We start from the raw sequence: 18512 nt of genomic DNA on the forward strand, positions 1-18512 counted from the left end.
ACCCCTAGCCTCCGACCGTGAGGTGCAGCATCATGCCCGCGTCGGCGTGGGGCAGGTTGTGGCAGTGGTTGGCCCACACGCCCGGGTTGTCGGCGCGGAAGGTCACCTCCCACACCTCACCCGGGCGGACGTCGAACGAGTCCAGCCACAGTGGACTGCCGGTCGCCCGGACTCCGTTGCGGGACAGGACGAGCACGTGGAAACCGTGCAGGTGCCAGGGGTGGACGACCAGGGCACGGTTCACGACGGTGAACTCGACGGTCTCCCCCCGGCGGACGGTCTGGTTCGGGATGTGCGGGTAGGCGGCCCCGCCGACCGTGTGGGCGTAACGCGGGACGAGGCGGCGCAGGTCGATGCCGCGGTCCAGGACGAGGGTGAATTCGCGGTCGGCGCGCGGCCAGGGCGCGGGTGCGGCCGAGCCGTAGGTGAGCGGGTCCAGCACCGGCCAGGTCCGGGTCGAAGCGGCGGCGATCGGCGCGGCCGAGGCGGCGGTGGCGGTGGCGGTGGCGGCGACCGTGGAATAGGTGGCCTTGCCGTCGACGAACAGGGTGATCGGGGTGGCGGGCGCGGTCAGGGTCAGGTCGTAGCGGCCGCCGGCCGGGATGGCCACGGCGGTGTCGGTCAGGTCGGTGGGTCCGCGCAGGTCCACGCCGTCGATGGCGGCGACGCGGAAGGGTGCGCCGGCCGGCGCGTACCGGTGGGTGGTGTTGCCGGTGTTGACCAGGCGCAGGCGGACGGGGGTGCCGGGGCGCACCCGTTCGACGAACGGGCCGCCGACGACGCGATCCACTCCGGTCACGGCGGCGGGGCGGACCACGAACACCCCGAACAGTCCTTTGCGTACGCCGAGGGAGGACGCCTCGTGCGTGTGGTACCAGTACGTGCCGGGTTGGTCGGCGCGGAAACGGTAGACGAACTCCTGGCCGGGGCGCACCGCGTCCTGGGTCACGCCGGGCACCCCGTCCTGGGCGTTCGGCACGTCGTAACCGTGCCAGTGCAGGGTGACGCCCTGCTCGATGTCCCGGTTGCGCAGGGTCACCTCGACGACGTCGCCGACGGTCACCGCCAGTTCGGGGCCGGGCACCTGCCCGTTGAACGCCCACGCCGCGCCCCGCACCCCGGCGGTGAGGGTGAACCGCCTGGTCGGCTCGCCGACGGCCAGGGCGGCCGGATAACCCCGATGATCGTGTACGCCGGCCGCCGCCCCCGGCGCGGCACTGAGCCCCACCCCGGCCACCAGGGCCGCGGCCGCCACCGCCAGAACCGCCCGGGACACCACCGGGGCCGGCCGCGGCCCGAGGAGGCGCCAGGTGACGGCGGTCGCCGCGGCCACGGCGGCGATGGCGAGCAGGCCGGTCCCGGCCGACGCCGGGTAGCCGTGCAGCACTGTGACCAGAAGGCCGGCCGTCGAGGCGTACCCGGCGAGGAGAAACCCGACCGCGGCGCCGCCGATCTCGCGCGGCAGCCGGATCCGCCACGCCCCGGCGTCGACGGCCCCGGTCTCGCGTGCGGGCCGGCTCAGCCACGCCCCGGCGCCGACGGTCCCGGCCAGCGACAGCGGCTCGGCGATGAGCACCTTCTCCGCCGCGAACCACCACCCGGCGCGGGCCAGCGCCACCACCGTGACCAGCCGGGTGAGGGTGGCGACCAGCGCACCGGCCGCCACGCCCAGCGCCACCCGGCGGGAGCCGGCCGCGGCCGCCCCACCGGCGCCGAGCCAACCGGCCGCCGCGACGACGGCCACCAGCAGATCGGTGACGAGCAGCGGGCCGGTGCTCATGCGGGCCGGTCCACGCCGGCATTGTTCGCCGCACCCGCGGCCGGCTCAGCACCCGCGGCCGGGGACGCGGCCGACAGCTCCAGGCGCCGCGCCGCTCGGGTCACGCCGAGCACGACGTGCACCGCGACGATGCCGTTGACCGCGTGCAAGCCACCGATGATCAGGCCGACCGTGGTGCTGCCGCCGGCGTCGTCGGTGAGTCCCTTGGCCATGGCGGCGAGCAGCATCTGCAGGATCACCAGGCCGAGGGGCAGGGCGGCCAGCGCGATCAGCCGGCCGGGCGCCCTGGCCAGAGCGGCGAGCAGGACGGTGAGGACGGTCAGGGCCGGGATCACCGCGGAGCCGTTGACGGTGTGCAGCACGTACGAGCCGTCGGCGGCGGGCCGGGTGAACGCGCCGACGGCGGCGAACACGAACTGCAGGGAGAGGGCCAGCAGAAGCAGGCCGCCGGCGATGACGAACGCTCTACGCATGGTGACCGTCCTCAGTGGCGGGCCGGGGCGAGCGCCCCGGCGACGTGGTCGGTGGCGGTGATCGCGCCGTAGGCGACGAGCCGGACGAGGTCGGCGTCGGCCGGGCGGGACAGCCGCCACAGGCCGACGTCGCCGCGGCTGATCGCCGCCGGCGCGAAGGCCGCGAGCAGCGCGATCCGGGCGCCCACCCGATCCGCCGGGGGCAGGTCGCGCACCAGGTCGGTGGCCCAGGCGGCGGGCTCCTCGGGGTGCTGTCCGCTCTCCCAGCCGACCGTGCCGCGCACGGTGTCCCGGGCGAGTTCGCTCAGCTGGTCACCACCCCGGGCGGCGGCGGCACGCAGCGCCGCGTAGGCCGCCGCCGGCCCGACCGCGTCGCCCCCGATCGGCGCCGCCGCCCGCCCGCCCGGGGACCGCCCGCCCGGCCGCCCGCCCGGCAGCAGGCCCGGCACGAGCAGGGCGCGGACGACGCGGTTGACGAAGTGGACGGTCAGCAGGGTGCCGACGATCTCGGGGCGGTACTGGCCGATCCACCAACCGGCCCGCGGCTTGCGGCTGGCCGAGGCCCAGGCCATCAGCCCGGCGTGCCACGGGTCGGGCGGGGTGCCGCCCGCGGCGATGGTCTCGGCCAGGTCGTGCTCGCCGAGCGTGTGCAGTTCGGACACGTGGACGGCGGCGCAGAACCGGCAGCGGTTGGCCCGGGACACCGCGAACGCGACGACCTCGCGGCCGGCCCGGTCGGTGTCGCCGGCCAGCCGGGCCGCCCGGGTCAGCGTCCAGGTCGCGGCCAGCAGCTCGGGAGCCGGGGACAGTGCCTGGAAGGTGGGCATCGGCCCGTGGTATTCCTCGCGCATCTGCCGGTGGACGTCGGCCAGGAGGCCGGTCGCCGTCCGGGCCGGGGACGGCGTGAAGAAGCGGTATGTCATGCCTCGATGCTCGTCGCGGGGCGCCGGGAAGGCGTCCAGCCGGCGCAGGCATCTGGTCGCGCTCCGGCACCACTGTGGAGGTACGGTCGGGTACTACCCAGGTTGGATGTCCCGCGGTGGTCGTCCGTCCTAAAGTGCCGTCATGCGTCCGGATCTGCCCTACGCCCTCGCCGGCGTCACCCTCGGCGCCGTGCTGCTCGGCAACGCGGCGTTCGCCCCCGACGCCGGCCCGGTGCGCCTCGCCGACGTCCTGCTGGTGCTGCTCATGGTGGCGGCCGTGGCGGTGGCCCGGCGGTTCCCGGTGCCGGCCCTGGCCGTGGTCACGGCGACCATGCTTGCCGTGCACATCCGGGTGCACGCCGGGGTGACCGCCGCCTTCCCGGTGCTCGGCATGGTGTGTCTGGCCGCGTGGCGGGACTTCCGGTGGCCCGCGCGCCTGGCGAGTGTGCTGTTCCTGACCGGTTTCCTGGCCCGCGACATCTCGGCGGCGCCGCCCGGCCGCCCCGGCCAGGTCCTGTTCGAGCGCACCTCCCTGCTGCTGGGCTGGTTCGTGGCGGTGAACGTGGCGGCGCTGGTGGCCCGGCAGCATCGGGCCTACCTGCGCCAGGCCGAGGAGCGGGCGGCCGAGGCCGAGCGCACCCGGGAGGAGACGGCGTTGCGCCGGGCCGGGGAGGAGCGGCTGCGGATCGCCCGCGATCTGCACGACTCGCTGACCCACAGCATCTCGGTGGTCAAGGTGCAGGCCGGGATCGCGGTGCACCTGGCCCGCAAGGCCGGGGCCGAGCCGTCCGCCGCGCTGCTGGCGATCCAGGAGGCCAGCGGGGCCGCGATGCGCGAGCTGCGGGCCACGCTCGACGTGCTGCGCTCGCCCGACGCCGACCGGCTCGGCCTGGCCCGGGTCGGTGAGCTGGCCGAGCGCACCGAGGCGGCCGGGGTGCCGGTGCGGGTGCGCGTCTCGGGCCAGCCGCCGAGCCTGCCCGACGAGGTGGACGAGGCCGGTTACCGGGTGGTCCAGGAGGCGCTGACCAACGTCGCCCGGCATGCCGGGCCGGCCACCGCCGAGGTGCACGTCGACTATGCCCCGGCGCTGCTCACCGTCTCGGTGACGGACGACGGCCGGCGGCCGGGCGGACCGCTGACGCCGGGTGTCGGCCTGCGCGGGATGCGCGAGCGGGTCACCGGGCTCGGCGGCACGTTGCGCACCGCCCACCGCGCCGGCGGCGGCTTCGAGGTGCGAGCCGCGATCCCGCTGGACGCCGAGGGTGTGCGGTGATCGGCGTTCTGCTCGTCGACGACCAGGCGCTGATGCGTGTCGGGTTCCGGTCGCTGATCGACGCCGAGGAACGGATGACCGTCGTGGGTGAGGCCGCCGACGGCGCCGCCGCGGTCGAGCTGACCCGCCGGTTGCGGCCCGACGTGGTGCTGATGGACGTGCAGATGCCGGGGCTCGACGGCATCGAGGCGACCCGGCGGATCGCCGCCGACCCGCAGCTCGACGGCGTACGGGTGCTGGTCCTCACCAACTACGGCCTGGACTCCTACGTCTTCGCCGCGTTGCGGGCCGGGGCCAGCGGGTTCCTGCTCAAGGACGCCGACCCGGCCGACCTGTTGTCGGCGATCGGGGTGGTGGCCCGTGGTGACGCGCTGCTCGCCCCGGCCGTGACCCGCACGCTGATCAGCGAGTTCGTCACCCGTCCGGCCCCGGCCGACCCGGCCGCCGGGCGGGACGCGCTGACCGCCCGCGAGCAGGAGATCGTCCAGCTGGTGGCGCGCGGGCTGAGCAACGACGAGCTGGCCGCGCGCATGGTGATCAGCCCGCTGACCGTGAAGACCCACATCAACCGGGCGATGAGCAAACTGCACTGCCGCGACCGGGCCCAGCTGGTGGTCTGGGCGTACGAGTCAGGCCTCGTCGCCCCCCGGCACCGCTGAGATGTCCTCGACCGACGGCTCGACGAGCACGTGCCCGATCGGCCGGTGGGCCACCCCGCCCCACGCGCGGCCGGGCAGCCGGTCGAAGCCGGGCGCCGGGTCGGCCAGGGCCCGCTGGATCGCGCCGAGCAGCCGGCCCGCCTCCTGGGCCTGGTTGGCATACCAGGCGGTCGACCAGACCCGGTGCATGTGCCAGCCGAGCTCGCGGAGTTCCTGCTCGCGCAGGCGGTCCCGGTCGCGGGCGGCGGCGACCTTGCGGTAACCGGGGCCGTCGAACTCGATGCCCAGCGCGTACACCTCGTCGGGGTGCTCGGGGTGCAGGACGCCGAGGTCGATCCAGTGCCCGGAGGCCCCGATCCGCCGCCGCACCTGGAAACCCCAGCCGGTGATCGTGGACAGCACCGACTCCTCGAAATCGGTGATGCCGTCGCGGTCGGTGCTGTCGCGCCCGAGCGTGGCGGCGTCGCGTTCGGCGTACTCGAGGAAGGCCTTGAGGTGCCGGATGCTCTCGTTGCCCATGTCCGGCACGTCGGACGCGTGGATCGACGAGACGACCTCGAGACGCTGCCGGGCGCGGGTGATCGCGACGTTGAGCCGGCGCCAGCCCTTCGGCCGGTTGAGCACCCCGAAGTTCGTACTGATCTTGTCGGTCTCGTCGTAGCCGTAACCGACCGACAGGATCACCACGTCGCGCACGTCGCCCTGCACCGCCTCCAGGCTCTTGACGAAGAAGCCGTTGAGCCGGTCCGAGTCGTCCATGAGGTGTTCGAGGTCGGGCCGTTCGGAGATCACCCGCTGGACGGCCTCCTCGATGGCGTCGGCCTGCGCCACCGACAGCGTCACCACGCCCAGTGAGCGGCCCGGCCGGTGGGTGAAGTGGTGCAGCACCCGGGCCGCGACCGCGTCCGCCTCGATCGTGTTGTCCGAGGTGGTGAGCCGGTGGTAGACGCCGTCGACGTGGTAGAGCTGCACGCCGTGGTCGGGTTCGCGGGCGTAGGCGCGGGGCAGGCTGACCACGCGCCCGCCGTAGTAGGCGAGGTTGGCGAAGGCGAACAGCGCCTCGTGCCGGCTGCGGTGGTGCCAGTCCAGTTCGAGGGTCGGGAACGTCAGCTTGGCGAGGTCGAGGATCGACGGGAAGTCGGTGACGTCGTCCTCGACCCGGTCGTAGAAGGTGGTCGGGGGCAGCTGCCGTTCGTCGCCGGCCACGATCAGCGCGTCGCCGCGGTAGACGCAGTTGATCGCGTCGGCCGTGGTGACCTGCGACGCCTCGTCGATGATCACGACGTCGAACTCGATCTCCGGCGGCAGCAGGCGGCTCACCGACAGCGGCGACATCAGGAAGCACGGCTTGAGGGCCTGCACCGCGTGCCGGGCCTGGGCGATCAGATCCCGGACGGCCAGGTGCCCGGTGCGTTTGTTGCCCTCGCGGCGGATCAGGGCGGGCTCGCCGGTGGTGGCCGCGGACGGCCGGCGGGCCTCCACCGCGTAGACGATGTCGGCCAGCGCGGCCCCGTTCAGCTCGGTGTCGAGCAGCCGGAACACCTCGACCAGATGCTCCCGTTCCTCGGCGTCGGTCGGCAGCAGCCCGCCGTCGTCCCGGATGACCGCGTCGGCCCAACCCCGATAGAGAGCCTTCTCGAGTACGGGCCAGATCTGCTCGGCCTCGACGTCCTGGTCGGCGCAGTAGTCGAGGGCGGCGGCGAGCCCGAAGGACAGGATGATGTCGCGGGCGTCGGAGTGGACGAACCACTCGGGCTGCCCCGCGGTGTCGTGGATCAGGTCCATCAGCAGGTCCCGGGCGCTGTCGTAGTCGCCGAGGTGGGTGTTCAGCTCGGCCCGGCGGTCCGGCCCGAACGCGGCGAGCACCTGCTCGCGGGCGTTCTCCCAGCCGGCCACCGCGGCCGACAGCCCGTCGCTGGGTTTCGCCTCGGCGAGGGCCAGCGCCTGCTCGGTGGTGAGGGCCCCGTCCTGCCCGGTGTGGATGCGGCGGGCCGCGGCGGTCCACTCGACTATCTGGTTCATCAGCTCGTCGTTGGTCTTGGTGCCGCGGTAGATCGAGCCGAGCACGGCGGCGTGCGGGCCGGCCGCCGACCAGATCGCGGCTTCGGCGTCGACCGCCGCCTGCCGTTGCTCGGCGATCTCCACCGCCTCGGCGAGGGTGAGGTCGCCGCGCCCGGTGGGGCCGCCGTAGGCGCGCAGCATCTCGGCGGCGGCGCGCAGCGGGCCGATGTGCGCGCGCATCCAGATGACGGCGTCCTGCACGGCGCCCTCGCCCAGTTCGGGACGGGGCGCGCGGGCGGGTGGCTCGCGCAGCGTGGTGCGGAAGCGTTCGAACTCGTCGCGGGCCTCGTTGACGATGCGCAGCAGGGCGCTGTTCGGGCGGGGCGCGGTGACGTGCACGACGACGGCGGCGAGCGCCTCCGGCGGCGTGTGCAGGATAACCTCGTCGGCGTTGTGCAGGGCCTCCTGGACGGCGGTGAAGTCGGTGTCGAGGCCGTCCCAGTGCCGGCCGAGGATGTCGGCGTGCTCGTCGGCCATCTCCTCGAGGTGGTCGAGGGCGGCTTTCCAGTTCGCCGCGTCCTCGACGTTGGCGACCGCGTCCTCCGGCTTCACCTCGGGCAGCGCCGCGTCGATCGCGGCCTTCTTGTCCCGCCGGTAGGTGCGCATCAGCTTGCGGGCGCCACGCCGGTTGTTGAGCCGGTCGGCCATCTCCTCGATCGGCTCGTTGAGCACGCCCTCGTCGAAGTGCCGGCGGGCCTGCGCCTCGGCGGCCTGCACGGCTTCGACGGCGAGCCGCAGCGAGCGCACGGCGGCGTGCGCGGCCGCCATCCCGCCGTCCTTGAACCAGGCGGCCTCCGGCTTGTTGTCCCGGGAGATCAGCTGGGCGATCGTCACCACCCGGGCGGAGTCCGGGAAGGTGACGACATTCGGCAGGCCGAGACGGGCGGTGACCCGGTCGAGGCTCTCCTGCCGGGTCTCGAGCCGGTCGGCCTCCTCGGCGAACTTGTTGGCCAGGTGCTCGGCCTGGGCGGAGTTGAGCGGGCGCAGGTCGAGCGGCGGCGGGGTCAGGTGCGAGAGGTCGGGCACCGAGGTGAGGTCGGCCGCGGACGGCAGCTCGGCCCACGGGATCCCGCCGTAGCGCAGCGCGGCCAGGTGTCTGGTGAGGTCGTCGGCGGCTTCCCGGACCGGCGCGAGGCTGGTCGCGGTGAGCCATTCCGGCACGATCGTGGCGGGGCGGAGCCCGGCGTGTGTGCTCAGCGCGGCGAGGGTGCTCGCCCCGGCCGGTTCGTGCAGGTCGAAGGCGTCGGCGAGGGCCGAGTTGGCGATCACCGTCTCGGCCAGCTGACCGAGGGCGGCCAGGGCGGCGCGCAGCCGGCCCTCCATCGGCTCGCGCTCGACGGCGTCGCGCCACAGGTAGGTCGCGCTGCGCAGCCGGCCGAGCCGGCCGACGGCGTCGCGGATGGCGAGCAGGGCGTCCGGGGTCAGCTCGGCGGGGATGTCGGCGGGCACCGGCGCGGCGGGAACGTCCGGCCGGGTGGCGATCACCCCGATGATCTCGTGCAGGCTCCGGCCGAGCGGCGGCCGCACGCGGTTGAGACTTTCGGCGTACGAGGTGAGCCGCTCCCGCCGCTCCCGCACCGCGCGCCGGTCGATCGGGTCCATCGCGGCCAGCGGCACCGGGTCGGTGTCGATCGCCTCGGACAGCGCGGCCGCCACCTCCCGCCGCCCGGTCAGGTCGCTGTGCAGCGGCAGCAGGTAGTTGCCGAGCCCGGCCTCGGACAACCGCCGGTGCACGGTGTCGAGCGCGGCCGCCTTCTCCGAGACCACCAGCACCCGTTTGCCGGCGTGCAGCAGGCAGCCGACGATGTTGGCGATGGTCTGCGACTTGCCGCTGCCCGGCGCGCCGTCGAGCACGAAACTGTGCCCGGCCAGGGCGGCGGCCACGCAGGCGCGCTGGGAGGCGTCCGCGTCGAGCAGCAGCGGCTGCTCCTCGGCCGGGGCGGCCTCGTCGATCACGGCGGCGTCGATCGGGTCGAAGGCGAACGCCCGGTCCGCGTCCCGGGTGGCGAGGGCCCGCACGAGCGGGTGCTCGGCGATGTGCGGTTCGCTCTCGACCAGGTCGGCGTGGATGAACTCGCGGTGCACGCCGAACATGGACAGCAGGACGGTCTCGTCGGCGTACCAGCCGGGCCGTTCGCCGATCGCCACGTCGATGTGCGCCCACAGGACCGTGACGTCGAGCTCGGCCAGCGAGGTCACCTCGGGCAGCTCGATGTCCTGCGGTTCCATCCGCAGGGCGAGGGCGGGGTTGACGATCGGGTCGTCGGGGCGGGCCCGCAGCACCGGCCCGACCGGGTCGATCTCCACCGGCACGAGCAGGATCGGGCTCTCGTGCGGGGTGTTGCGCTCGTCGGTCCAGTGCAGCATGCCGAGCGCCAGGTAGAGCGAGCTCACCCCGCGGTCGATCAGCTGCTGCCGGGAGCGGCGGTAGAACTTGTGCAGCATCGCCCCGAGGTCGTGCTCGGTCATCGGGGTGCGCAGGATCTGCCGGTGCTCGTCGTCGTCGCCCGGGAAGCCGAACGCGCCGTCCTCCTGGAGCACCCGCAGGATGCTCTTGGGCGACGGCCCGGTGATCTCCACCGCGTCGGAGGGGGTCCGCCCGAAGTTCAACAGGCGGTTGGCGTCGGTCAGGTCGACGAGTCCCGAGCGCCACGTTTCGAGCGCGGCCCGGACCACGCCGTCGGGTTGCCCGCTCAGTTCCGCTGCATGATCCGGCCGCATAACCCTAATTCCAGCAAGTTCGCCCGCTTCCGTCCGGATATTCGCCGTATCGGAAGCGGGCGATCTTGGATCAGCGTGCCGCGACGGGCTCCTCGTCGGCCCGCTGAGCCGGGCGGCGCTCCAGCGCGATGCCCTCCACGTCGAGCTCCGGGAGCTTCGACAGCCACTTCGGGAACCACCACGCGGCCCGGCCCATGAGCGCGATCGCGGCCGGAATGGCGATCATGCGAACCACCAGGGCGTCGAACAGGATGCCCATGGCCAGGGCGAACGCGATCGGCTTGATCGTGTCGTTGCCCTGCGGCACGAAACCGGCGAACACCGAGAACATGATCGTCGCGGCCGCCACCACCACCGGGGCGGCGTGCCGGAACCCGCTGATCACCGCCTGGCGGGGGGCGGCGCCGTGGGCGTGCGCCTCGTGCATGCGGGACACCATGAACACCATGTAGTCCATCGCCAGGCCGAACAGGATGCCGACGATGATGATCGGCGAGAGGCTCAGCAGCGGACCGTTGACCTTGGCGTTGACGATGAAGTCGAGCCAGCCCCACTGGAAGACCGCGACCGTGGCGCCGAACGCGGCCCCGACCGTGAGCAGGAAGCCCAGCACGCCGGCGACCGGCACCAGGATCGACCGGAAGACCAGCACGAGCAGCACGAACGCGAGGCCGACGACCAGGATCAGATAGATCGGCAGGGCGTCGTCGAGCTTCTGCGACACGTCGATGCTGACCGCCGTCTGGCCGGTGACGTAGACCTTGGCGTCCGGGCCGTCGCCGACCTTGTCGCGGATGGCGTGCACCAGGTCGACGGTCTCGGTGTCCTCCGGGCCGCTCTTCGGGATGATCGTGATGAGGGCCGCGTCACCCTTGGCGTCCGGGGCGGGGGCGGTCGCGACGAGCACGCCGGGCAGGGTGCTCACCTGCTGACGTACCGAGGTCGCGTAGGAAGCCGAACCGGACCCGTCCACCAGGACCAGCAGCGGCCCGGCGAAGCCCGGGCCGAACCGATCCGCGATGATCGCGTCGGCCTTGGCCTGGGTGCTGCCCGGGACCTCCTTGAGGATCAGCGAGGTCTGCATCTTGGTGACCGGGACGGCGATCACGGCGAGCGCCGCCACCGCGATGATCAGGCTGGCCCAGCGCTTGTGCGCGACCAGGTTGGCCCAGCCCTTGAAGAAGCCGCGGCCGGGCTCGTCGTCGGTCTGCTCGACCGGCGGGACGTCGCGCAGTTTCTTCGGCAGCGCCCGCTTGCCGATCATCCCGAGGATCGCCGGCACCAGGGTGATCGCGACCAGGACGGCGATCACCACGGTGGCCGCCGCGGCCAGGCCCATCTGGGTGAGGAACGGGATGCCGGCCACCGAGAGACCGGCGAGCGCGATCACCACGGTCAGGCCGGCGGTGACGACCGCCGAGCCCGCCGTGCCGACCGCCATCGCCGCCGCGTCGGTCACCGCCAGGCCCCGGCGCAGCTCCTGGCGGAACCGGGTGACGATGAACAGCGCGTAGTCGATGCCGACGGCGAGGCCGAGCATCACCGCCAGGATCGAGGTGGTCGACTGGAGCTCGACGAAGCCGGTCAGGGTGAAGATGCCGGCCGCGCCGATGCCGACGCCGACGATCGCGGTCAGCAGGTTCATCCCGGCCGCCACCAGCGAGCCGTACGTCAGGGCCAGCACCAGCAGAGCGACGACCACACCGAGGCCCTCGGCCGGGCCGCCCACGTCGGCGCCGGACTCCTTGGAGGCTTCGCCGCGCACCTCCACCGTCAGCCCGCCGGCCTTCGCCTGGTCGACGGCTTGCAGAAGGGCGTCGCGCTGCTCGACGGTGAGCTCCGAGGCCTGCACGCCGTAACTGAGTGTGCTGTATGCCGCCGTCTGGTCGCGCGAGACGATCGGCTGCTTGGGGTCGAGCGGGTTGCTCGCCGCGAGCACACCGGGCAGCTTGCCCAGCACCGCGACGGTCTGCGCGACCTGGGCCGCGTTCGCCTGGTCGGTGATCTTGCCACCGGCCGGGGCCTCGAAGACCACCTGCGCGGTGGCACCCCCGGAAGCGGCGCCGAAGCGCTCCTTCATCAGGTTGAGCGCGGTCGTCGACTCCTGGCCGGGAATCGAGAACGTGTTGACGGTCGGCCCGGACAGGGTCGCCGCGCCGACGCCGACCGCGACCAGGGCCGCCAGCCACACGACGGTGACCAGGATCCGGTGCCGCACGGCGGAGAGGCCGAGGCGGTGCAGCAGGGTTGCCATAAGGGGAGTCCCTTGCCTAGTTCTTCGGGCGCTCGTGGCCGAGCGCGTCGTAGCTGACCTCGACGATGTCGGCGAGGGCGGCGGGGGTGAGCTTGTCGTGCATCGCCACGGTGGTGACGGCCAGCGCGCCGAGGGCTCCGACGATGCGCACCAGACGTGGCAGGTCGCTGTCCATGACGCAGTCGGGGTCGGCCACGCCGAAAGCGGCGAAGACGGCTTCGCCGAACTCGTGCAACGGGCCGTCCTCGGGGGCGTTGGTCAGGCCGCTGAGCAGCAGCGCGACCGCTCCCGGGCGCTCGCTCGCGAGCCGGGCCACCCCGGTGATCACGACCCGGTCGCGCGCCGGCCCGACCGGCAGATCGGCGGCCTGGCCGGCGACCGCGAGCAGGTCGGCGAGGGTCCGCTCGGTGACCGCCTCCTGCAGGGCCTCCTTGGTCGGGAAGCGGTGCAGCAGGCCGGTCTTGGAATAGCCGACCGCGTCGGCCACGCGCTGGATCGACGTCTCCTTGAAGCCGTGCCGGGCGAAGAGCGCGGCGGCGGTCTCCAGGATGTCGTCCTCGATCTGTTGCTTCGTCGGACGCGCCATGCGGACCAGCTTAGACAGGGACGGACCAATCCGGTCCGGAACCGACCGTGGTGGTCCTCACAGGAATTGTCGGGACCAGTGTGATTCAACCCGGTTTTCCCCGTCGGGGCGGCGGATAACGTCGATCCGGCCCGGGAGCGGTCCGCCCGATTTTTGTAGCCTTTGCGAGCTGCCCCCGCTGTTACCTTCCGGTAACGTACCGGGAACAAGAGAACGGCTCACGTCGATGAGGGCGGCACCCATGCCCGTTGAATCCTCCCTGAACGGCACGGTCGCGGCCCTCGTGGCCGAACTGGCCACCGACACCGACCTGGTCGAGGACGTCGTGACCTCGGCGCGCGAGCACTTCCCCGAGGTGGCCCGGCTGCCCTGGGCGGAGAGCCGCCGGCACGTGGCCGCCCTGCTCGACGCCGGCTTCACCGCGTTCGCCCGCGCGCTGGCCGACGGCGACTTCGGCCCCGACCTCGACTTCAGCGAGGCCCAGCGGTTCGGGGCCGAGCGGGCCGCCCTCGGCGTGCCGGTGGCGGGGCTGCTCGCCGGGGTGCACGGCGGGCGCAGCCGCCTGCTGGAGATCGCCATCAACCGCGGGCGCGACGCCGGCATCCCGTACGACGAGCTGCTCCAGGCCCTGCTCAAGCTCGACCGGTACGGCACCGACCTGGAACGCCACGTGATGGACGGCTACCGGCAGGCCGAACGTGACCTCAACCGCGACGACCGCACCGCCCGCATCCGGGTGCTGCGCCGGCTGCTCCTCGACGACGACGGCGGCCCGGCCGGCCCCGAGGAGGACCCGGCCCGCTTCGGCCTGCACCACGGCGGCGGCTACCACTGCGTGGTCTCCGACGTGGCCGACCCGACCCGGGTGCGCGCGCTCGAGCAGGCGTTCGCCCGGTGCGGCGGCGTGCTGGCCCCGGTCGGCGGCCGGCTGTCCGGCCTCACCCCGCGCCTGCCCGCGGGCCGCGCCCTCGACCCGGCCGTGCTCGTCGTGACCACCCCGCCGGTCCCGCTCGACGCCGCCCGCGCCGCCTACAAGCTGTGCCGCACGGCCCTGCACGCGGCCCGGTCCCGCGAGTCCACCGGCATCTGCGACGTGGTCGAACTGGCCGGCGAGACGGCCCTGGAAGCACAGCCGATGCTCGCCGCGTTCCTCTCCGACGGCCTGCTCGGCGCCCTCTCCCCGGCCGAGGACTTCCACCGCGAACTGGTCGCCACCGCGCTGGCGTACCTCGACCACGGCCAGCGTCTCGACCTGACCGCGGGCGCCCTGCACCTGCACCCCAACACGGTCCGCTACCGCCTGCGGCGGCTGCAGGACCTCACCGGTTTCGGCACCCCCGCCGAGGGCCTGCCGGTGCTGGAGACGGTGCGCTGGTGGTGGGCGCTGCGCTCGTGGTCGCACCGCCCCGCCGAGGCCGCCCCCGGCTCCTGAGCGGCGGCCCGATCAGGACTTGCCCCGGTACTTCCAGATCTTGATCCAGTCGACGTCCATCACGACCCGCTCCGGGGTCTGCGCGTTGCGGCACGGGATCGGGTAACCGCACCCCTGGTCGAGCTGGAGCGCCAGGTGCATCGGCCCCTCGTCGGGCAGGCCGGTGTCCATCTGGTCCGGGGTCACGTTGAAGTAGGGCTTGCCGTCCAGGTAATAGGTCACCCGGGAGGGCAGCCACTCGACGCCGACGGTGTGGAACCTGGTGAAGTCGGCCTTGGTGTAGTCGACGCCCACGTGCTCGTTGTTCTTGCCGTGGTGCAGGTAGGTGCCACCGCCCTGCCGCTTAGGGTCGATGACCTCCATCATGTCGATCTCGCCGTTCTTGGGCCAGTCCGCGTTGTCCTCGGGCCACAGCAGCACCGCCGGGGCGTACCCGGCGCCGGCCTGGACCCGGAAGCGGACCTCCCACTTGCCGAACTTCTGGTCGCGGTAGTAGGCCGCGCCCGCGCCGACGTCCTTGCCCGACTTCTTGCTCACCCCGCCGGAGAGCTGAAGCATGCCGTCGGCCACCGCCACCATGTCGGAGCTGCGCGGCGGCTTGCCGTTGGGGCTGTCGTAGACACCCCAGTCGTCGTCCAGCGGCGCGTTGAAGTTCTCCACCACGAACGGGTCGCCCCAGTCGACCGCACTGCCCGGTTTCGGGCTGGTCTGGTAGGTGGGCGAGCTGAGCTGTTTGCCCGGGTTGGTCGACCCGCCCGAAGGCGTCTTGCCGACCCACTCGGTGGACGGCGACGCGCCGGCGCCGGCCTGTTCGCCGGTCCCCCCGCAAGCCGCGACGGTGCACGCGAGGACGACCCCGGCCCCCGCCACGGCCAACCGCTTGAGCAAAACCCCTCCCGCAGTCCCGTGAATTCCGTTCAGGTCCCGTGCACGCTAGGTGATCGGGAAACAGTTGCCAACCATTCCTATTAGGCCCGAGGTCCCGACCTGCTGCCCATCAGTAACCCGGCCGTAGCAAGTATGTGCGTTCGGTCAGGGTGCCTGGTAGATCCGGACCCAGTCGACGTCCATCACAACACGTGAGGGAGTCGATGCGTTGCGACACCCCGCGTAGTCGCCGCAGCCCTGGTCGAGCTGGAGCGCCAGGTTCATCGCCGACTCGTCCGGCAGACCCGTCTCGATCTTGTCGGCGGTGACGTTGAAGAACTTCTTGCCGTCCAGGAAATAGGTGACCCGGTTCGGCAACCATTCGACCGCGATGGTGTGGAACTTCGTGAAGTCGACCGCCGAGGTCGTACCGACCTGATGGTTCGCCGAGCCGTGGTGCAGGAAAGTGCCGAACTCCCGCCGGTCGGCCGTGGTCACCTCGGCCAGGTCGATCTCGCCGACGGTCGGCCAGTCGTCGTTGTTCTGCGGCCAGAGCAGCACCACCGCGCCGTAGCCGGAGCCGGCCATGGTGCGGAACCGCACCTCGTACCGGCCGTACTTCTGGGCCGGCAGGTACATCACCCCGCTGCCGATGTCCTTGCCGTACTTCGGGCTCACTCCCCCGGCCAGGTGCAGCATGCCGCCGGAGACCGACACCAGGTCGTTGGCGCGGGCCGGGGTGCCGTTCGGGCTGTCGTAGACGCCCCACTTGCCGGAGAGCGGGCCGGCGAAGTCCTCGAACAGCACCGGACTGCCCCAGCCGGCCGGGTTCGGCGGCGCCGCGGCGGCGGCCGCCTTCGGCGCGGCCGACGACGGGGCCGGGGACGCCGGGGCGGTCAGATAGGTGGCGGCACCGAGCCGTTGTTCGGCCGGCGCGCTGGACGACGGCGCGCCGGAGACCGACGGCGTCGGACTGGCGGTAGCTGGGATCTGGTGGCGCTCCTCGAGGGCTGCCGCACCCTCCGAGTCCGTCCCGCACGCCACAGCGACGACGCCGAGAAGAACAAGCCCCACACCGGTCGCGGCAACCCGCTTAAGCAAAACCAACCCCTCCAGAGGTACGACGGCCGGGCACTTTTGCCATGCTTCCGGCGATCGGTCGAGCTCGGGACCGGTGGAACGGTTCGTGATCTCAACCCTGCGGCTGAGGCCGTTCGCTGGCACTTAAGGAACTCTCGCGCTGCGTGACCATCTCTTCACGCAGGGCTGGGAGCTGCGGTGATGCCGGGTGCCGGGACTGTGCCGGGGGTCTCACCACGGGCCACCGCGCCGGGCGCCGTCCTGCGGTCGATGCCGGCCGCGGCGTACGCGTCGCCCTCGTCGAGGGTCTCGTTCTCGAGGAGCCGGTGCGCCAGCTGGTCGAGCTGCGGGCGGTGCGCACGGAGCAGGCGCAGCGCGTCGGCGTAGCACTCGTCGACGATCTTGCGGACCTCGGCGTCGATCAGCTCCTTGGTCGCGGGGGCGACGCCGTCGAGGCCGAGCGGCGACTCCTGCCCGGGCGGCGGCAGCACGGTGACCGGGCCGATCGCGTCGGACATGCCCCACCGGCCGACCATCTGCCGGGCGATGTTGCTCACCTGGTCGAGGTCGGACTCGGCGCCGGTGGTCATGTCGCCGTAGACGACCTCCTCCGCGGCCCGGCCGCCGAGCGCGCCGATGATGCGGCCGCGCAGGTATTTCGCCGAGTAGCCGTAGCGGTCGGCGGACGGGCTCTGGAACGTCACGCCGAGAGCCTGACCACGCGGAATGATCGAGATCTTGCGGACCGGGTCGGCGCCCGGGGTGAGCATGCCCAGCAGCGCGTGCCCGGACTCGTGGAACGCGGTGCGCTCCTTCTCCTCCGGGGTGAGCATGATGCCGCGCACCGTGCCGAGCATGATCTTCTCGAGGGCGTCGGTGAAGTCGGGCGTCCGCACCTGCTCGTGTCCGCGCCGGGCGGCCAGCAGCGCGGCCTCGTTGACCAGGTTCTTCAGGTCGGCGCCGACCATGCCCGGGGTCGAGGAGGCGAGCGCGCCGAGGTCGACGCCGGGCGCGACCGGCACACCCCGGGTGTGCACCTCGAGGATGGCGCGGCGGCCGGCCAGGTCGGGCGGGCTGACCGTGACCCGCCGGTCGAAGCGGCCCGGCCGCAGCAGCGCGGAGTCGAGGACCTCGGACCGGTTGGTCGCGGCCAGCACGACCACGCCCTCGGCGCCGGTGAAGCCGTCCATCTCGGTGAGGATCTGGTTGAGCGTCTGCTCGCGCTCGTCGTTGCCGCCGAGCGACTGCGAACCACCGCGGGCCCGCCCGATCGCGTCGAGCTCGTCGATGAAGATGATCGCCGGGGCCACCTTCTTGGCCTGGTCGAACAGGTCGCGCACCCGGGAGGCGCCGACCCCGACGATCATCTCGATGAACTCGGACGCGGAGATCGAGAAGAACGGCACCCGGGCCTCGCCGGCGACGGCCCGGGCCAGCAGGGTCTTGCCGGTGCCGGGTGGCCCGGACAGCAGCACGCCGTGCGGGATCTGGGCGCCGAGCTTGCGGTATCTCTCGGGCTCGCGCAGGAAGTCGACGATCTCGGTGACCTCCTGCTCGACCTCCTCGATGCCGGCCACGTCGGCGAAGGTGGTGCGCGGCCCGCCCTCGGGCTGGTAGAGCTTGGCCCGGGAACGGCCGAACCCGCCGAGCCCACCGCCGCCGAGCCCGGCCGCGGCCCGCCGGCTGAACCAGACGAGCAGGCCGACGAGCAGGATGGTGGGCCCGAAGCCGACGAGCAGTTGCTGCCAGACCGGCGCCGACTTGTCCGGCGAGTTGGCGTTGACCGGCACGTTGCCGGCCTGCAGCTTGGCGAACAGGTCGTCGTCGGCGAACGAGGGCCGCTGGGTGGTGAAGCGGTCGACCTCCTCGGCCTTGGTCTCGCCGGCCGGCGTGTAGGACGCCTTCCTGGTGAACTCGCCCTCGATCGTGTCGCCGGTCGAGGTGATCTCCTTGACGTTCGCCGACTGCACCTGGGTCAGGAAGTACGTGTACGACACCGAGGTGCGCTCGGGCGGCGCCAGCAGGAACGACGAGACGATCCAGTTGATCGCCAGCAGCACCACCAGCATCCAGCCGAAGCGCAGCCAGTTGTTGCGGGGCTTGCGCGAGCCGTCCGGCTCGGGCGCGGTGGGCGGCGCACCCTCGACCCGCCACGGGTGGCGGGTGGGTGACTTCGGCGCATCGGCGGGCATGAGCGCAAAGGTAGCGCTCGGTTCTGCGCGGAAACTGAGGGCGTAACGAAGATCTCCGGGCACCCCACCGCCGATCGGGGGCACCCGGAGATCCGTTCAGGGCAGAGCTGCTACTTCTGCACGGCGCAGGTCTTGAGGCCCTCGGCGTTCAGGTTCGGCTTCGCGGCGTTGCGGCCGATCGCGGTCTCGATCCGGTTGATCGTCGAGTTCC

At 72.8% G+C, this 18512-nt stretch carries 12 protein-coding genes; 3 read left to right on the forward strand and 9 right to left on the reverse strand.

Annotation, left to right across the window (positions count from 1 at the left end; all coding sequences use genetic code 11):
* Positions 1 to 4: 4 nt before the first annotated feature.
* Genes Afe05nite_RS16160 through Afe05nite_RS16170 form a run of 3 tightly spaced genes read right to left on the reverse strand, consistent with a single transcriptional unit; the run spans position 5 to position 3176 of the window.
* Positions 5 to 1780: a multicopper oxidase family protein gene (locus Afe05nite_RS16160; protein ID WP_203817918.1), complete on the reverse strand. Its 1776-nt coding sequence runs from the start codon at positions 1778 to 1780 to the stop codon at positions 5 to 7.
* On the reverse strand, positions 1777 to 2253 hold the full coding sequence (locus Afe05nite_RS16165) for a DUF6220 domain-containing protein (protein WP_239117863.1): 477 nt from the start codon (positions 2251 to 2253) through the stop codon (positions 1777 to 1779). Before Afe05nite_RS16165 ends, Afe05nite_RS16160 begins: the two co-directional genes overlap by 4 nt.
* Before the next feature lie 11 nt (positions 2254 to 2264).
* Positions 2265 to 3176 (reverse strand): carboxymuconolactone decarboxylase family protein, encoded by a 912-nt coding sequence (locus Afe05nite_RS16170; RefSeq protein WP_203817919.1) that lies wholly within the window; start codon positions 3174 to 3176, stop codon positions 2265 to 2267.
* A 142-nt stretch (positions 3177 to 3318) separates the two neighbouring features.
* Here Afe05nite_RS16170 and Afe05nite_RS16175 point away from each other — a divergent pair, with 142 nt between their 5' ends.
* A complete protein-coding gene (locus Afe05nite_RS16175) occupies positions 3319 to 4449 on the forward strand; it encodes a sensor histidine kinase (RefSeq protein WP_203817920.1) in 1131 nt (376 codons plus the stop codon).
* A complete protein-coding gene (locus tag Afe05nite_RS16180) occupies positions 4446 to 5108 on the forward strand; it encodes a response regulator (protein ID WP_203817921.1) in 663 nt (220 codons plus the stop codon). The genes Afe05nite_RS16175 and Afe05nite_RS16180 overlap by 4 nt, the downstream gene beginning before the upstream one ends.
* Here the strand turns inward: Afe05nite_RS16180 and Afe05nite_RS16185 are convergent.
* The 3 genes from Afe05nite_RS16185 to Afe05nite_RS16195 form a co-directional block, all read right to left on the reverse strand.
* Positions 5079 to 9890, reverse strand: a complete 4812-nt coding sequence (locus tag Afe05nite_RS16185) for a PDDEXK-like endonuclease domain-containing protein (RefSeq protein ID WP_203817922.1) — start codon at positions 9888 to 9890, stop codon at positions 5079 to 5081. The genes Afe05nite_RS16180 and Afe05nite_RS16185 overlap by 30 nt on opposite strands.
* Positions 9891 to 9960: 70 nt before the next feature.
* Positions 9961 to 12144 (reverse strand): MMPL family transporter, encoded by a 2184-nt coding sequence (locus Afe05nite_RS16190; RefSeq protein ID WP_203817923.1) that lies wholly within the window; start codon positions 12142 to 12144, stop codon positions 9961 to 9963.
* Between the two features lie 16 nt (positions 12145 to 12160).
* Positions 12161 to 12730, reverse strand: a complete 570-nt coding sequence (locus tag Afe05nite_RS16195; protein ID WP_203817924.1) for a TetR/AcrR family transcriptional regulator — start codon at positions 12728 to 12730, stop codon at positions 12161 to 12163.
* Positions 12731 to 12971: 241 nt separating this feature from the next.
* On the opposite strand from Afe05nite_RS16195, the gene Afe05nite_RS16200 reads away from it, so the two are divergent.
* On the forward strand, positions 12972 to 14162 hold the full coding sequence (locus Afe05nite_RS16200) for a PucR family transcriptional regulator (protein ID WP_203817925.1): 1191 nt from the start codon (positions 12972 to 12974) through the stop codon (positions 14160 to 14162).
* Positions 14163 to 14174: 12 nt separating this feature from the next.
* Here the strand turns inward: Afe05nite_RS16200 and Afe05nite_RS16205 are convergent, their stop codons facing one another.
* The 3 genes from Afe05nite_RS16205 to ftsH form a co-directional block, all read right to left on the reverse strand.
* Positions 14175 to 15050 (reverse strand): glycoside hydrolase family 16 protein, encoded by an 876-nt coding sequence (locus tag Afe05nite_RS16205; RefSeq protein WP_203817926.1) that lies wholly within the window; start codon positions 15048 to 15050, stop codon positions 14175 to 14177.
* A 144-nt stretch (positions 15051 to 15194) separates the two neighbouring features.
* Entirely contained in the window at positions 15195 to 16130 is a 936-nt protein-coding gene (locus tag Afe05nite_RS16210) for a glycoside hydrolase family 16 protein (protein WP_203817927.1), read from the reverse strand.
* A gap of 155 nt (positions 16131 to 16285) precedes the next feature.
* The gene (gene ftsH / locus Afe05nite_RS16215) at positions 16286 to 18301 is read right to left on the reverse strand and encodes an ATP-dependent zinc metalloprotease FtsH (protein ID WP_239117864.1); all 2016 of its coding nucleotides are present in this window, start codon (positions 18299 to 18301) and stop codon (positions 16286 to 16288) included.
* Positions 18302 to 18512: the final 211 nt, after the last annotated feature.

It is taken from the genome of Paractinoplanes ferrugineus (genome assembly GCF_016862195.1).
Classification (GTDB): Bacteria; Actinomycetota; Actinomycetes; order Mycobacteriales; family Micromonosporaceae; genus Actinoplanes; species Actinoplanes ferrugineus.

Bases quoted from the DNA above. Each gene is read 5' to 3' on its own strand.
- Afe05nite_RS16160 (WP_203817918.1), bottom strand. From the start codon at position 1,780: ATGAGCACCGGCCCGCTGCTCGTCACCGATCTGCTGGTGGCCGTCGTC.
- Afe05nite_RS16165 (WP_239117863.1), bottom strand. From the start codon at position 2,253: ATGCGTAGAGCGTTCGTCATCGCCGGCGGCCTGCTTCTGCTGGCCCTC.
- Afe05nite_RS16170 (WP_203817919.1), bottom strand. From the start codon at position 3,176: ATGACATACCGCTTCTTCACGCCGTCCCCGGCCCGGACGGCGACCGGC.
- Afe05nite_RS16175 (WP_203817920.1), top strand. From the start codon at position 3,319: ATGCGTCCGGATCTGCCCTACGCCCTCGCCGGCGTCACCCTCGGCGCC.
- Afe05nite_RS16185 (WP_203817922.1), bottom strand. From the start codon at position 9,890: ATGCGGCCGGATCATGCAGCGGAACTGAGCGGGCAACCCGACGGCGTG.
- Afe05nite_RS16190 (WP_203817923.1), bottom strand. From the start codon at position 12,144: ATGGCAACCCTGCTGCACCGCCTCGGCCTCTCCGCCGTGCGGCACCGG.
- Afe05nite_RS16195 (WP_203817924.1), bottom strand. From the start codon at position 12,730: ATGGCGCGTCCGACGAAGCAACAGATCGAGGACGACATCCTGGAGACC.
- Afe05nite_RS16200 (WP_203817925.1), top strand. From the start codon at position 12,972: ATGCCCGTTGAATCCTCCCTGAACGGCACGGTCGCGGCCCTCGTGGCC.
- ftsH (WP_239117864.1), bottom strand. From the start codon at position 18,301: ATGCCCGCCGATGCGCCGAAGTCACCCACCCGCCACCCGTGGCGGGTC.